The organism is Qaidamihabitans albus (assembly GCF_016464705.1).
Taxonomy (GTDB): Bacteria; Actinomycetota; Actinomycetes; order Mycobacteriales; family Pseudonocardiaceae; genus Qaidamihabitans; species Qaidamihabitans albus.
In genome coordinates, this window is the sequence record NZ_JAEHOB010000001.1 from 604,518 (window position 1) to 618,607 (window position 14,090).

At 69.9% G+C, this 14,090-nt stretch carries 12 protein-coding genes, 1 tRNA gene and 3 pseudogenes; 11 read left to right on the forward strand and 5 right to left on the reverse strand.

Features of this window, described 5'->3' with window-relative positions; genetic code table 11:
• The first annotated feature begins 82 nt into the window (after window positions 1-82).
• The 7 genes and pseudogenes from JAP66_RS03005 to JAP66_RS03025 all read left to right on the forward strand — a co-directional run bounded on the left by JAP66_RS03005 (window position 83) and on the right by JAP66_RS03025 (window position 5,028).
• A complete protein-coding gene (locus JAP66_RS03005) occupies window positions 83-1,606 on the forward strand; it encodes a DHA2 family efflux MFS transporter permease subunit (RefSeq protein WP_199429951.1) in 1,524 nt (507 codons plus the stop codon).
• On the forward strand, window positions 1,587-2,195 hold the full coding sequence (locus JAP66_RS03010) for an acyl-CoA-like ligand-binding transcription factor (RefSeq protein ID WP_199429952.1): 609 nt from the start codon (window positions 1,587-1,589) through the stop codon (window positions 2,193-2,195). Before JAP66_RS03005 ends, JAP66_RS03010 begins: the two co-directional genes overlap by 20 nt.
• Window positions 2,196-2,289: 94 nt before the next feature.
• Window positions 2,290-2,734, forward strand: a pseudogene (locus tag JAP66_RS03015) (Fur family transcriptional regulator).
• A gap of 59 nt (window positions 2,735-2,793) precedes the next feature.
• Window positions 2,794-3,205, forward strand: a pseudogene (locus JAP66_RS32665) (catalase).
• A pseudogene (locus tag JAP66_RS32670) lies at window positions 3,205-3,764 on the forward strand (catalase); the annotation flags it as partial. The pseudogenes JAP66_RS32665 and JAP66_RS32670, both read left to right, overlap by 1 nt.
• Before the next feature lie 201 nt (window positions 3,765-3,965).
• A complete protein-coding gene (locus JAP66_RS31950) occupies window positions 3,966-4,118 on the forward strand; it encodes a catalase-related domain-containing protein (RefSeq protein ID WP_235998734.1) in 153 nt (50 codons plus the stop codon).
• Between the two features lie 382 nt (window positions 4,119-4,500).
• Window positions 4,501-5,028, forward strand: coding sequence for a hypothetical protein (locus JAP66_RS03025; RefSeq protein ID WP_199429953.1), 528 nt, complete (start codon window positions 4,501-4,503; stop codon window positions 5,026-5,028).
• Between the two features lie 72 nt (window positions 5,029-5,100).
• On the opposite strand, the gene JAP66_RS03030 is transcribed toward JAP66_RS03025, so the two are convergent.
• Window positions 5,101-6,168, reverse strand: a complete 1,068-nt coding sequence (locus JAP66_RS03030; RefSeq protein ID WP_199429954.1) for an alpha/beta hydrolase — start codon at window positions 6,166-6,168, stop codon at window positions 5,101-5,103.
• Between the two features lie 125 nt (window positions 6,169-6,293).
• Between JAP66_RS03030 and JAP66_RS03035 the strand changes: the two genes are divergently transcribed.
• From JAP66_RS03035 to JAP66_RS03045, 3 genes are all read left to right on the forward strand, one after another.
• Complete coding sequence (locus JAP66_RS03035) at window positions 6,294-6,869, forward strand: NADPH-dependent FMN reductase (protein WP_199429955.1); 576 nt, start codon at window positions 6,294-6,296, stop codon at window positions 6,867-6,869.
• Window positions 6,870-7,011: 142 nt separating this feature from the next.
• Entirely contained in the window at window positions 7,012-7,437 is a 426-nt protein-coding gene (locus JAP66_RS03040; protein ID WP_199429956.1) for an organic hydroperoxide resistance protein, read from the forward strand.
• Between the two features lie 31 nt (window positions 7,438-7,468).
• Window positions 7,469-7,945 (forward strand): Dps family protein, encoded by a 477-nt coding sequence (locus JAP66_RS03045; RefSeq protein WP_199429957.1) that lies wholly within the window; start codon window positions 7,469-7,471, stop codon window positions 7,943-7,945.
• 48 nt (window positions 7,946-7,993) lie between these two features.
• On the opposite strand, the gene JAP66_RS03050 is transcribed toward JAP66_RS03045, so the two are convergent.
• Window positions 7,994-9,835 (reverse strand): prolyl oligopeptidase family serine peptidase, encoded by a 1,842-nt coding sequence (locus JAP66_RS03050; protein WP_199429958.1) that lies wholly within the window; start codon window positions 9,833-9,835, stop codon window positions 7,994-7,996.
• 34 nt (window positions 9,836-9,869) lie between these two features.
• Here JAP66_RS03050 and JAP66_RS03055 point away from each other — a divergent pair, with 34 nt between their 5' ends.
• Window positions 9,870-10,601 (forward strand): class I SAM-dependent methyltransferase, encoded by a 732-nt coding sequence (locus JAP66_RS03055; RefSeq protein ID WP_199429959.1) that lies wholly within the window; start codon window positions 9,870-9,872, stop codon window positions 10,599-10,601.
• Between the two features lie 95 nt (window positions 10,602-10,696).
• Here JAP66_RS03055 and JAP66_RS03060 read toward each other — a convergent pair.
• The 3 genes from JAP66_RS03060 to JAP66_RS03070 all read right to left on the reverse strand — a co-directional run bounded on the left by JAP66_RS03060 (window position 10,697) and on the right by JAP66_RS03070 (window position 14,018).
• A tRNA-Pro gene (locus JAP66_RS03060) sits at window positions 10,697-10,770 on the reverse strand.
• Window positions 10,771-10,799: 29 nt separating this feature from the next.
• Window positions 10,800-11,783, reverse strand: coding sequence for a metallophosphoesterase (locus JAP66_RS03065; RefSeq protein WP_372448932.1), 984 nt, complete (start codon window positions 11,781-11,783; stop codon window positions 10,800-10,802).
• Window positions 11,784-11,864: 81 nt separating this feature from the next.
• On the reverse strand, window positions 11,865-14,018 hold the full coding sequence (locus JAP66_RS03070; protein WP_199429960.1) for a transglycosylase domain-containing protein: 2,154 nt from the start codon (window positions 14,016-14,018) through the stop codon (window positions 11,865-11,867).
• Window positions 14,019-14,090 lie beyond the last annotated feature (72 nt).

The following is a 14,090-nucleotide window of genomic DNA, read 5'->3' on the forward strand; positions in this document are numbered from 1 at the left end:
TGCGTGCAACTTTATTTCCCTGGCGCGCGGGCGAATATGACAGCTACTATCAAAAGATAGTTACTGTCGAAAGGTGCCTCAGGTGGACGCTTCCTACCCCCGTCGCTGGTGGGCGCTCGGCGCGCTCTCGCTCGGCCTGCTGACCTTCGGGCTGGACGTGACGATCCTCAACGTCGCGCTGCCCACTCTCGCCGTCGACCTGCGGGCGTCGACCAGCCAGCTGCAGTGGTTCGCGAACGCCTACACGCTGGTGCTGGCCGCCGGGCTGCTGCCGGCGGGCCTGCTCGGTGACCGGTTCGGGCAGAAGAAGCTGCTGCTCGGCGCGCTGGCCGTCTTCGGCCTGGCCTCGGTGGGTTGCGCGTATGCCGGCTCGGCGGAGCTGCTGATCGCGGCGCGCGCCGCGCTCGGCATCGGCGGCGCGTTCATGGTGCCGCTGTCGATGTCGGCGCTGACCGTGCTGTTCCCGGCCGCCGAGCGCGGCCGGGCAATCGCGGTGTGGTCGGCGGCGATGGCGATCGGCATCCCGCTCGGCCCGGTCGTCGGAGGCTGGCTGCTGGACAACTTCTGGTGGGGCTCGGTGTTCCTGATCAACGTGCCGCTGATCCTGCTGGCGATGGCGGCGCTCGCGTGGCTGCTGCCGGACATGCCGGGCGCGGCCGGCAGGCGGATCGACGGCCCCGGCATCCTGCTCTCCAGCGCCGGGCTGGCCGCGGTGACCTACGGCCTGGTCGAGGCGGGGGAGCGGGGCTGGGGCGCGCCGGCGGCGCTGGTACCGGCGCTCGGCGGGCTGGCTGTGCTGGCCGGCTTCGGCTTCTGGCTGCGCCGCGCGCCGGAGCCGCTGGTCGACACGGCACTGTTCCGCTCGCGCGGCTTCACCTGGGGCACGTTGCTCGCGACCGTGGCGTCGTTCGCCCTGATGGGCGCGATGTTCCTGTTGCCGCAGTTCTTCCAGGCGGTCGGCGGGACGGACGCGCTGGGTACCGGCCTGCGCCTGCTGCCGATCGTCGGCGGGCTGCTGGTCGGTGTCCAGATCGCCGACCGGCTACGGCCGAAGCTCGGAGCGAAGCTGGTCGTCGCGGCCGGATTCCTGATCATGGCCGCCGGCCTGGTACTGGGCACGGCGACGACGGTGAGCGACGGGTACGGCTTCGTCGCGATCTGGGTGTCGGTGACCGGGCTCGGCCTCGGCTTCGCGCTGCCACCCGCGATGGACGTCGCGATGGGTTCGCTGGCGGCCGGGCGCGCGGGCGTCGGCTCGGGACTGTTGCAGGCGATGCGGCAGGTCGGCGGCACGTTCGGAGTCGCCATTCTTGGCACCGTGCTCAACGCAGGCTACCGCGCGGGCGTGGACGTCGAGGGCCTCCCGGAGCCTGCCGCCGACGCGGTGCGGGATACCGCCGCCGCGGGCGTGCAGGTGGCCGAGGCCACCGGCGCGCCGGGTTTGCTGGCGTCGGTACGCGGTGCGTTCGTGGACGGGATGAGCAGCACCCTGTGGGTGTGCGCGGCGGTCGCCGTACTCGGCGCCGTGCTGGCCCTCGCGTTCCTGCCGCGGCGTCCCGAGGACGTGGCCGAGGCAGAATCGGAGCATGACCACGTCGTCCGATGACCGGCCCGTCGGCCTGCGAGAGCGCAAGAAGGCCAGGACCAGGGCCGCGATCCAGAACCACGCCCTGCGGCTGTTCATGGAACAGGGCTATGCCGCGACCACCGTCGAGCAGATCGCGGAAGCGGCCGAGGTGTCGCAGAGCACGTTCTTCCGGTACTTCCCCACCAAGGAGGAGACCGTGCTCCACGACCGGTTCGACCCGGTCCTGATCGACTCCTTCCTGCGCCAGCCCGCGGACGTGTCCCCGATCGCGGCCTTCCGGGCAGCGCTCGCCGACGTGTTCGAGCGGGTCAACAGCGAGGAGTCCGAACTCGAACGGGCCCGCCAGCAGCTCGTCCTCACCGTTCCCGAGCTGCGGGCGATGCTGATCGACCAGATCGTCGCGGGGATCGAGATGCTCGACGACGCCGTGGCCGAGCGGGTCGGCCGCGGCCGTGGCGACGTCAACGTGCGAGCGTGGTCGGGTGCCGTGATCGGCGTGGTGCTGACCACGTACCTCGCGGCAGTGGCCGAGGGGGCCGACTTCGCCGACCTCGTCGGCTATGTCGACCGTGGCCTGGCACTGCTCGAAGACGGCCTCCCCCTCTGAGGGCTCTGAGAGCCTGCCCTGCTCCGGCGTTGTGCCTGGTCACCGCTCGTGAGTGCGCAGCCGAGTTAGAACACGGCTCCGCACTCACGACCGCATGCCTCACCGGGAAACTCCCGCACTGGATCGCCTTCGCTCGGCCGGTCTTCGGGTCACCGCGCCAATGGTGGCCGTGCTCAAGTGGCTCGCCGAGCGTCCTCACGCCACGGCCGAGCAGATCGCGGCCGGGGTACGGGAAGCACTGGGCTCGGTGTCCACGCAAGCGGTCTGCGACGTGCTGGGCGCCTGTGCGAACGCGAGCCTGGTGAGACGGATCGAACCGGCCAGCCATCCGGCGCGGTTCGAGACACGAACCGGAGACAACCACCACCATCTCGTCTGCCGCGGCTGCGGCCGCACCGAGGACGTCGACTGTGTTCACGGTGCCGCACCCTGTCTGGAGCCCTCCGACACGGCGGGCTTCGCGGTGGATGAGGCGGAAGTCGTCTTCCTGGGGACTCTGCCCTGCCTGTAACCACCACCACGAGGAGGTATCGGCGTGACCAAGCCGACCACCAACAACGTGGGTATCCCGGTCGCCAGTGACAACGATTCACTGACGGTGGGAGCCAAAGGTCCGGTCCTGCTGCAAGACCACTACCTCATCGAGAAGAACGCGCAGTTCAACCGCGAGCGCGTACCGGAGCGCGTGGTGCACGCCAAGGGCGGCGGTGTTCCAGCCGGGCACCCGCACCGAGAGCCTCGTCCGGTTCTCCACGGTGGCCGGTGAGCTCGGCTCCCCGGACACCTGGCGCGACCCGCGCGGCTTCGCGGTGAAGTTCTACACCTCGCAGGGCAACTACGACATCGTCGGCAACAACACCCCGGTGTTCTTCATCCGCGACCCGATCAAGTTCCCGGACTTCATCCGGTCGCAGAAGCGGCGTGCCGACAACCACCTGCGTGACCACGACATGCAGTGGGAACTTCTGGACCCCTGCGCCCGGAGTCGGCGCACCAGGTCACCTGGCTGATGGGCGACCGCGGCATCCCGAAGACCTGGCGCCACATGAACGGCTACGGCTCGCACACCTACCGCTGGGAGAACGCGGGCGGCGAGAAGTTTCTGGGTCAAGTACCACTTCAAGACCGACAGGGCATCGACTCCTGACCCAGGACGAGGCCGACCAGCTCGCGGGCGGCGACGCCGACCACCACATCCGCGACCTGTGGACCGCGATCGAGAAGGGTGAGCACCCGAGCTGGACGCCCTACGTCCAGGTCATGCCGTACGAGGACGCCGCGGACTACCGGTTCAACCCGTTCGGCCTGACCAAGGTGTGGCCGCACGGCGACTACCCGCTGATCAAGGTCGGCCGGTGGGTGCTGGACCGCAACCCGTCGAACTACTTCGCGGAGATCGAGCAGGCCTCCTTCGAGCCCTCGAACCTGGTGCCGGGCATCGGCCCTTCGCCGGACAAGATGCTGCAGGGCCGCCTGTTCGCCTACGCCGACGCGCACCGCTACCGGATCGGCACCAACTACACGCAGCTGCCGGTCAACGCCGCCAGGTCCGAGGTGAGCAGCTACTCCAAGGACGGTGCGATGCGGTACAGGAATCCGGGTGACCCGGTGTACGCGCCGAACACCGCAGGCGGCCCGCACGCCGACGCGGCGCTGGCCTCGGAGACCGCGTCGACCTACGGCGTGGACGACGAGGTGATCCGCTCGGCCTACAAGCCGCATGCCGAGGACGACGACTTCGGCCAGGCTGGCACGCTGGTGCGCGATGTGATGGACGACGCTCAGCGGGAGCGGCTCGCCCAGAACATCATCGGCCACGCCGGCAAGGGCGTTTCCCCGCCCGTGCTGGAGCGGGTCTTCGAGTACTGGCGCAACGTCGACAAGGCGCTCGGCGACAAGGTGGCCGACGCCTTCCAGAAGTAACCACCGCTCCCGCCACGGGCCGCTGCGCGTGTGTGAGGAGTGGTCGTTGCGACAAACGTGGGCGAATTACACCGTTGTCGTCCAGCTGACACGCGTGCACCACAGGGTGATGAAGGTAAACGATCACCGATTACACCTGTGTGAGTTACCCAGCTGTGCCAAAGAGTGAGCAGATCACAGTGTGCGATTTCCCGCCCGGGTTATGTTGATCTTCCGAGGGATCGGCAAGTGGCGCCGGTTCATCAATTGCGGGGCCTTCTTGCGAATTGAATTCGGCACGTAAGGTCCGGAAAACTGCCTGTCCCGGTGATCGGCTGGTGGCCGATCTACACGGTTGGTATTCATTTCCCGTCAGGTCTTACGAGGGCCGGGAGGTAAATGAATGAAAGGCAGGATTGTCCGCACGATCGCGGCACTGGCCGCCGGGGCGATGCTCACGGTGACCGGGTCCGGCGTCGCTGCGGCTGAGGGTGGCAAGGGCGCCTCCAGTACGGAGGCCGCCGGCGCCCAGGTGCTGGAACTGCGGGACGAGCTGACCAGGTCCGCCTACGCCGGCGACGTCGGCGCCACGCAGGACACGCTCGCCAGGCTCGACCCGATGCTGGCCGATCTGGCTGCCGGCGAGCGCTTCTCCATTCAGGCCGAAGCCAAGGAGCAGGCCGGTACGGCACATGAGCAGGCAAAAGAGGTGGCGAGGCTGCTGGCCGACCCGACCGCGACGCCGCGCCAGGCGCCCGACCTGCCGCTGCCGGAGATCCCCGATCTGCCCCCGCCGCTCGACGTGGTCAGCAACCTGCTGAAGAGCGTGCTTTCGGCCGTGACCGGGTTGCTCTCCGGGTTGCTCGGCGGCGGAGTGCCCGCGCTCCCGGTGCCGGAGGTGCCCGAAGTGCCGGAGGTGCCGGCGCCCTGAGCCGGTTCGAAAACCAACTGAATATGAGGGGGGTCGGAATCCGGCGCGGAATCGCTTCCGCGCCGGATTCCGCTATTTCGATTCGACGGCCGCCTTGTGGCTGAGCCCCATCCGGAGTGCCCCGGCGGCCTCTGCGGTGGCCTCGGCAAAACGCCTGCCGATGCCGAGGAAATTGACGTAACCGTGAATGAGATCGCTCTGCCTGCTCAGCGCGACGGGCACTCCCGCGGCGGCCAGCCGGGCGGCGTAGGACTCGCCCTCGTCGCGCAGCGGGTCGAACCCCGCCGTCGCGATGTACGCGGGCGGCAGCCCGGCCAGCCGCGCCGACATCAGCGGCGAGAGCCGTGGGTCCTTCCGGTCCACGCCCTCCGGCGCGTAGTGGTCGAGGAACCACGTCATGTGCTCGTCGGTCAGGAACAGGCCCTCCCCGAACAGCTCCCTGGACCGTCGGCGCACGGTGGCGTCGACGCCGGGGTAGAACAGCAGCTGGAACGCGGGAGCCGGCCCGCCGCGCTGGGTCGTGACCTGCGCGGTGACCGCGGCGAGGTTGCCGCCCGCGCTGTCCCCGCCCACCGCGATCCGGTCCGGATCGGCGCCGAGCTCGGTCGCCTTGGCGTGCGCGTAGTCGAACGCGGTCAGCGCGTCCTCCTGTGCGGCCGGGAACGGGTGCTCGGGGGCGAGCCGGTACTCCACCGAGAGCACGCGGACCCCGGCATGAACGGCGAGGTAGCGCGCCGTGTTGTCGTGGCTCCGGCGACTGCCGACCACCCAGCCGCCGCCGTGGTAGAAGACCAGCAGTCCCGATTCCCCGGGCAGCCCTTGCGGCGTGTAGAGCGTCGCAGGCAGCTCGCCGTGCTCGGCCGGGACGGACACCTCCCTGGTGTGCACCGGCTCGATCGGCTTGCCGCTCACCAGGTGCCGTGAGATGTCGACGCCCGCTCGCGACTCCTCCACGGAGGCGCCCACGAGCGAGGTGCCGGAGAGTTGTTGGAGCCGGAGCAGCAGCTGCGCGTCGAGCGCCAGCTCTTGCCCGTCGATCCGGATCGGCCTGCCCGCGACCAGCCGGCGCAGTGGCCTGGGCAGCGCGTACAGCAGCTGCGCAGCCCCGGCCTGAACCCGGACCTGCAACGGTATCGACATGTCTCCTCCTGTCACCGGTGATCGGTCCTGACGTTACTAACCGGTAGCCCGGCTGCCAACTGTGCCGGGTGTCCCCGCGCACCGAGCTGGCCCTCGACCTAACTGGAAGGTCTAGCCTCGGGAGCGTGACTTCGACAGCTGGGATCAAGGTGCTCGGTATCGGCGGCTCGCTGCGCGACGGTTCACAGTCCGAGCGCGCGCTCCGCATCGCGCTGGCCGGGGCGGCCGAGGCAGGCGCCACCACGTCGGCGGTCACCGGCGGTGGACTCGCGCTGCCGTTCTACGACGCGGGCGACGCGGAGCGCTCGGGCGGCGCCACCGAGCTGATCGAGGCCGTGCGGCACGCCGACGGGCTGATCGTGGTTTCGCCTGGCTACCACGGCGCCATGTCCGGGCTGGTCAAGAACGCACTGGACTATGTCGAGGACCTGCGTTCGGACGTCCGCCCCTATCTCGCCGGCCGCGCGGTGGGTGTGATCGCCGTCGCACACGGCTGGCAGGCCGCGGTGACCACGCTCACGCAGCTCCGCACGATAGCGCACGCGCTGCGCGGCTGGCCGACGCCGCTCGGCGGGGCGGTCAACACGGCCGAGGTGAAGTTCGACGAGTCGGGCGGCGCCTCGGAGGAGAAAGTCGTCGACAACCTGCGGCTGATCGGCCGCCAGGTCACCGAGTTCGGGCAGGCTCAGCGGGCGCTCTAGGTTGTTTCGCCGGGTACCGGTCCGGGTAGTCAGGGTGTGATGTCCGCGACCTGCGGGCAATGTCGTGAATGTCGTGCGAACCTTCGTGGTTGACCGGGCTAGGAGCCCGAACGGGCACCGCCTACCGAGAGGACCCCGGACAATGGCAGATGCGATCTACACAGCCGAAGCGACCGCCCGCGGCGACGGGCGCAACGGCGAGGTGACCTCTTCGGACGGCGTGGTCGACGAGAAGCTCGCCGTGCCGCAGGAGATGGGCGGGCCTGGTGGCTCGTTCACCAACCCGGAGCAGCTGTTCGCCGCGGGGTACGCCGCGTGCTTCCACAGCGCGTTGCAGGCGGCCGCCCGGCAGTCGGAGGTGCAGCTGAAGGACTCCGAGGTCACCGCGAAGGTCGGCATCGGCAAGACCGAGGGCGGCAAGTTCGCGCTTTCGGTGGAGCTGAACTCCGCGCTACCCGGAATGGAGCAGGGACAGGCCGACGAGCTGGTCGCCCAGGCCCACCAGCTGTGCCCGTACTCGAATGCCACTCGCGGCAACATCGTGGTCGAGGTCACCGCCACGACCTGACGGCCCTACCTCAGCACAGAGAGGACGGATCATGGCCAAGTCTCCGATCACCAGCCCGCTCAACGAGAGCGACAAGGAGCACACCGCCAGCGTGCTCCAGTCCACCCTGGTGGACCTGATCGATCTCTCGCTGATCGGCAAGCAGGCACACTGGAACGTCGTCGGCAGGCACTTCCGCAGCGTGCATCTTCAGCTCGACGAGCTGGTCAGCGCCGCGCGCGGCTTCACCGACGACGTCGCCGAGCGCGCCAACGCCATCGGCGTGTCGCCCAACGGCAAGGCGAAGACGGTCGTGGAGAGCACGGGACTGCCCGAGTACCCGGACAACTGGCAGTCGGCCGAGGCGACCATCGAGCGCATCGTGGAGGCGCTCGGCCAGGTCATCAAGCGCCTGCGGGCCGGCATCGACGAGACCGACAAGAGCGACCTGGTCACCCAGGACCTGCTGATCGAGATCGCCCAGGAGCTGGAGAAGCAGCACTGGATGTGGCAGGCGCAGCAGACCTGACGGTGACGGGACGGACCCCCGCACCGCGCGGCAGCCGGTGCGGGGATCTCACGGTGCGCGGACCGCTCGCAGCGCGAAGTGCACCTCGATGGCGGTCTGCCTGATCGTCTCGGCGATCACCAGCGAGCCGTGCCCGGCGTCGTAGCGGTAGAACTCGTACGGCACCTCGCGCGCGGCCAGCCTGGTGAGGTAGTTCTCGATCTGCCGGATGGGGCAGCGCGGATCGTTGTCGCCGGCGAGCACGAGCACGGGCGCCCGCACCGCGTCGACGTAGCTGATCGGCGAGCACTCGTCGTAGACCGCGGGGATGTCGGCCGGCGAGCCGCCGAACAGGGCCCGGTCGAACGAACGGAGCTGCTCCATCTCGTCCTCGTACGCGGCCACGTAGTCGGCGACGGGCACCGCCGCGACGCCGGCCGCCCAGCGGTCCGGCTGGGTGCCGAGGGCGAGCAGGGTGAGGTAGCCGCCCCAGGAGGCGCCGCTCACCACGCACCGGGCCGGGTCCGCGAGGCCGTCGGCGACCACCTGGTCGTAGACGGCGGCGACATCCTCCAACTCGGTCAGCCCTGGGCGTCCCTCGATGGCGTCGCGCCAGGTGGAGCCGTAGCCGGTCGAGCCGCGGTAGTTCACCTCGATCACCGCGAAACCGGCGTCCAGCCACACCGCGCGGTAGGCGGAGAACCGGTCCTCGTCGGCGGCGTGCGGACCGCCGTGGAGCACGAACACGGTCGGCAACGGTCCTTCGGCGCCCGCGGGCTCGGAGACCAGCGCGTGGATCCGGCCGCCGGGGCCATCGGCGAAGACGTCGGTCACCGGTAGTGACGCGGGCGCGCGTTCGCCAGGTGGTTCGAGCAGGATCCGGTCGGTTCCGTCGTGGCTCCTCACGCGGATCGCCGGCGGCCGCGCCGCACTCGACCACGAGTACTCGATGGCGCCGTCGGGCCGCACGCCCGCGCCACCGATCCGGCCGGGTGGCGTCTCCAGCGCGGTCAGCTCACCGGTTCCCAGGTCGTAGCGATACAGCGAGCTGCGCGCCTGGTGGAAGTGCACCACCAGCAGCGCGCTCGCGTCCGGGTACCAGTCACCGGCGACCTCGCCCGGCAGGCCGAGGTCGATCTCGCTCTCGGTGTCCGCCTCGACGTCCCAGATCAGCAGCTCCTCGCGGCCGTGGCGCTCGTGCGAAAGGAGCAGCCTGCAGTCGCCGTGCCGCGGTGAGAACGCCAGTGCCGCGAGGCCCTTGCCCTCGCCGTCCCACTTCTCGGCGACCGTGGCGAAGGTCTCGCAGTCCAGCACGCGCACCGCGGGGTGGCGGGAGTCGCCGTGCTCGGAGTGCGACATGGCGAGCAGCCGCTCGTCCCGCGAGAGTGCCGCGACATCGGCGTCGTGCTCGCTGGCGTAGAAGCGGGTGGTCTCGCCGCCGCGGTGGGCGTATAGCGAGCTGCCGTCGTCGGTGGAAACCCCGGCCGCGACGATGCGGTGGCCGATCTCCAGTCCCGCCGGATACCCGTCCGGCACGCCGGGCACGCCTGCCACGGGCGCGGCCCCTCCGGTGAACGGCTCCCGCACCCAGCGGCCGAACTCGTCGCCGTCGGTGTCGTCGAACCACCAGATCCACTGCCCGTCCGGCGACGACGTGGCGTGCAGGGTGCCGTTCGGGCGGTCGGTGACCTGGCGGTGCGTGTCCGCCGCCCGGTCCCAGGCGTAGATCTCCCAGACGCCGCTGGCGTTGGACACGTAGAGGTTCGCGTCCGGTGCGTCGATCGCCCAGTCGGGCACCGACATCCGTGCCGCGTGGAACCGTGCCCGCCAGCGGGCTTCGGCGTCCGCATCGGTGAAGAGCTGGTCAGGGACCTGTGCAGGCGGATGCGAGGAAGCTTGCTGTGTGGTCACCCCACGATCCTGCCAGGTCCGTAGGGTAAGGGGCGTGCTGGAGGGTTACGCGCCGGAGACCGCCGGTTTCGTGCTGCCGTTGCTGGGTTCCGGGATGTGCGTGCTCGATGTCGGTTGCGGCCGCGGCTCGGTCACACTGAGTCTTGGCACGGCGGTCCACCCGGTGTACGCGCTCGGGGTCGACGCCGATCCGGAGCAGCTCGCCTTCGCGCGGACGGCCGCACGGCGTGCCTCGGTGTCCACAGTGGACTTCGTTGCGGCAGTGCCGCATGCACTGCCGTTGCCGCGTGGTTCGGTCGATGTGGTGTTCTCCCACGCGCTGCTCGAACACGTCCCCGCGCCGCTCGACGTGCTCGCCGAGTTCGCCAGGGTGCTGCGGCCGGGAGGTACCCTTGCACTGTCCACGGCGGACTGGAGCAGGGCGAAGCTGCGGCCCAAGACGGCGAACGTCGATGCGGCCTTGCGTGGCCAGTACCTGCTGCACCGGCGGGCGGGAGGCGACCCGTTCGCGGGCAGACGGGTGGGCGAGTGGGTCCAGCGCGCGGGCTTCCGTGACGTCCGCAGCCGGGCCCGGCACCACGAGGGGATCGGCTACCGGGAGCTCGCCCGGAGCGTGGAGGAACGGCTCGCGGCGGCGGTCCAGTCGCCCGTCGGGGAGCGCGACCCGCAGCTCGCGAGTGCGGCGCGGTCGGCGTGGATGTGGGTGCGCGGCGGTGGCGGGGACTTCAGCCAGTGCTGGGTGGAGGTCCTGGCCCGTCGTGAGTGAGGAGTCGAGTTCTCACTCGCGTGCGCACTCACGAGGGCAAACGAGAGAGGCCCTGCTCGCGTCATCCGCGGGCAGGGCCCCTCTCAGCTCTTGCGTCGGGGTGGCGGGATTTGAACCCACGACCTCCTCGACCCGAACGAGGCACGCTACCAAGCTGCGCCACACCCCGATGTGTTCCTTAACGGGTCGCCACAGAGTCTAGCGGACGTCGCTCGGCGCCCTGCGGCGGGCCGCCCTTCGCCGCTGCTTCGGCACCCGTGCTCCGCGCGGGAGGAGCGTCAACAGGGTCGCCTCGGGCGGGCAGGCGAAGCGCACCGGCGCATACGGCGAGGTCCCCAGTCCGGCGGAGACGTGCAGCCACATGTCGGCGCCCCACCGGGAGACGCCGCGCGCCCGGGAGCGGTCGATCTCGCAGTTGGTCACGAGAGCGCCGAGTCCGGGCACCCGGAGCTGCCCACCGTGGGTGTGCCCGGCGAGGACGAGGTCGTAGCCGTCGGCGGCGAACGGGTCCAGTACCCGTGGCTCCGGTGAGTGGGTGAGGCCGAGCCGCAGGACGGGCCCGGTGGGCGCCCGGCCGGAGATGTCGGAGTAGCGGTCGCGGCGCAGGTGCGGATCGTCGACGCCCGCGGCGAAGACGCGCTCCTCGCCGATGGTGAGCGTGCGCCGGACGTGGGTGAGGTCGAGCCAGCCGTACTCGATGAGTGCCGCGCGCAGGTCGCGCCACGGCAGGCGGCGTCCGTGGATGCGCTTCTTCCGGCCCTTCGGCATCAGGTAGCGCGCCGGGTTCTTCGGCTTCGGCGCGTAGTAGTCGTTGCTGCCGAACACGAAGACGCCGGGGCGCTGCAGCAGCGGACCGAGTGCGCGCAGCACCGAGGGCACCGCTCGTGGATGCGCGAGGTTGTCGCCGGTGTTCACCACCAGGTCCGGCTCCAGCCGGTCGAGGGCAGCGACCCAGCGCTGCTTCGACTCCTGGCCGGGCAGCATGTGCAGGTCGGAGATGTGCAGGATCCGCAGCGGCGGGGCGCCGGCGGTGAGCACCGGCAGTTCCGCCGTGCGCAGCGTCCAGCGCCGCCGCTCGACGCCGGCCGCGTAACCGACAGTCGCGACGCCGAGTGCGACGGTCCCCAGCACGAACCGGCCAAGGAGCGACCTCGACCTGTCTTCGTTACCGACCGTGTCCACATCATCCAGGATACGTGCTCGGTCGAGCGACCGGATCACCGCCCGATGCTTCACTCGAACGAGTGAGGAGCGCTACTCCGGTCAACGCATGCGTTCGTAGGCGGGGGCCGAGGGAGGCAGCTGCCTGACCGGTTCGCCCTCCATGATGTTCGTCATCGCGCCGAACCAGGTACGCGCCGGGGTCTTGCCACCGAACATGTTCCCCTCGCCGCACGTGTAGACGTTGCCGGGTCCGCCGTCGCACAGGCCGCCGGAGCCGCCTTCCGGCCGGAACACCTGGGCCGCGCCCGCGAGCTGGGGCGTCGCGCCGACGAACGTCGCCGAGCCGTTGCCCTGAGTGGTCCCGGTCTTGCCGATCATCGGCCGGCTCCATCCGACGTCGGCGGCCGCGTCCGCCGCGGTACCGCCGGGCTCGTGGTCCTTGCTCATGCCCACCGCGAGGCTGTTGGCCAGCCCTTCCTCGACGGCCTGCTCACAGGGGGCCTCCTCGATCGGCACCGGGTTGCCGTTGCGGTCGAGAACCTCCTTGATCGGTGTCGGCGGGCACCAGGTGCCGCCGCTCATGATCGTGGCGGCGACGTTGGCCAGCTCAAGGCCACTCAGCGGGCTCGGGCCGAGGGTGAAGGACCCGTTGCCCGGGCCGTTCTCGGTGGGCTTGAAGGACTCGGCCTGGCTGGTGTTCCGCGCCGGGTCGTCGGACTCGGGATCGACGGGACCGCCGTGCATGTTGCTCGCCATGGTCTTGCGCATGCCGAGTTTGCTCGCCATGTCGACCACGGGGCCCATGCCGGCCTGTTCCTCCAGGATGACGAAGGCGGTGTTGGGCGAGGTCTGCAGCGCGGTCTGCAGGGTCATCTGGGGCGGGTAGTTCTCGCTCGCGTTGCCGAGGCAGTACCACGTCGTGCTGGGATAGGGAGCTGCAGGGCACCGGTCGGCGCCGCCGAGGAAGACGTTCGACACGTGGAAGTTCGGTGACTGGATGGTGTCGTAGATACCGGCGACCCGCTGCTGCAGGGTCGCGGCCGCCGTGAAGATCTTGTAGCTCGAACCCGCGCCACCGGTGTTGTAGACGCCGGAGGGCAACGCGTAGAAGGTCTCCCCCTGCTCGGGGTCGCCCCCGTAGTCGCGGTTCGCGGCCAGCGCCACCACCTCGTGCCGGTCCTTGCCCGGCCTGACCAGCGACAGCGTGTTCGCCACGTTGTCCTGCGTCTTCGACACCTGGTTCTCGGCGGAGACCTTGGCCTCGTGGTTGGCCTTCTGGTCCATCGTCGTCCGGATGGTGTAGCCGCCGGTGTAGAGGTCGTCCTTGTTCATGCCGTGCCCGAGCAGGTAGTCCTCTACGTACTGGCAGAAGAACCCGTCCTCCGGCCCGGCGCCGACGCAGTTCGACGCGGGCTTGCTGGGACCCTCCGGCACCACGCCGAGCGGTTCGGCCTTGAGCTGCTCCGCGTCGTCCGGTGCCAGCTTCCGGTTCTCGACCATCTTGTCGAGCACGAAGTTGCGTCGTTCGGTGGCCTTCTCCGGGTTGTTCCACGGGTCGTACGCGCTGGGGTTGTTGACCATGCCGGCGAGCAGCGCCCCTTGGGAGACGCTCAGCTTGTCCGCCGTCGTGTCGAAGTAGGACTGGGCGGCCGCGCCGACGCCGTAGATCTGCCGGGAGAACTCGACGACGTTGAGGTAGCCGGTGAGGATCTGCGACTTGCTCATCTTCGTCTCGAGCTGGATCGCGATCCGCGCCTCCTTCAGCTTGCGGGCGATCGACTGCTCCTGCGCCTTCTCCTGGCCGACCTTGTCACCGCGGTAGATGACGTTGATCAGGTAGTTCTTCACGTACTGCTGCGTGATCGTGGAGGCACCCTGGGTGTCGCCGCCGGTGGTGTTGCTGATCGCCGCCCGCAGGGTGCCCTTCCAGTCGACACCGTGGTGGTCGTAGAAGCGCCGGTCCTCCACCGAGACCAGCGCCCACTTCATCGCGTCGGAGATCTCCTCCGGCGCGGTCGGGATGCGGTACTGCTCATAGAGCGTCGCCAGCGGCTCGCCGTCCTTGTCGGTCACGGTGGTGATCTGCGGCGGCGGCACGTCCGCGAGCTCCGCCGACATCGATTCAACCGTCTCGCTGGCCTGGTTCGACATGACACCGGCGGCGCCGACGACGGGGAAGAGGATTCCCGCCACCAGCACCCCCGCGAGCAGACAGAGGCCGAGCATCTTGAAGAGACCGTCCCGCTTACGCACGTGAGCCAGGGTACGCAAGGCTGCCCGGCTCCGTGGCGGCCAGTGCTCCGGGAGGGTGTGAGGTCTGGTAAC

Excerpts from the sequence above, each read along its gene's own strand:
- JAP66_RS03045 (WP_199429957.1), top strand. The coding sequence starts at position 7,469 with ATGGCCAAGTCTCCGATCACCAGCCCGCTCAACGAGAGCGACAAGGAG.
- JAP66_RS03030 (WP_199429954.1), bottom strand. The coding sequence starts at position 6,168 with ATGTCGATACCGTTGCAGGTCCGGGTTCAGGCCGGGGCTGCGCAGCTG.
- JAP66_RS03025 (WP_199429953.1), top strand. The coding sequence starts at position 4,501 with ATGAAAGGCAGGATTGTCCGCACGATCGCGGCACTGGCCGCCGGGGCG.
- JAP66_RS03010 (WP_199429952.1), top strand. The coding sequence starts at position 1,587 with ATGACCACGTCGTCCGATGACCGGCCCGTCGGCCTGCGAGAGCGCAAG.
- JAP66_RS31950 (WP_235998734.1), top strand. The coding sequence starts at position 3,966 with ATGGACGACGCTCAGCGGGAGCGGCTCGCCCAGAACATCATCGGCCAC.
- JAP66_RS03040 (WP_199429956.1), top strand. The coding sequence starts at position 7,012 with ATGGCAGATGCGATCTACACAGCCGAAGCGACCGCCCGCGGCGACGGG.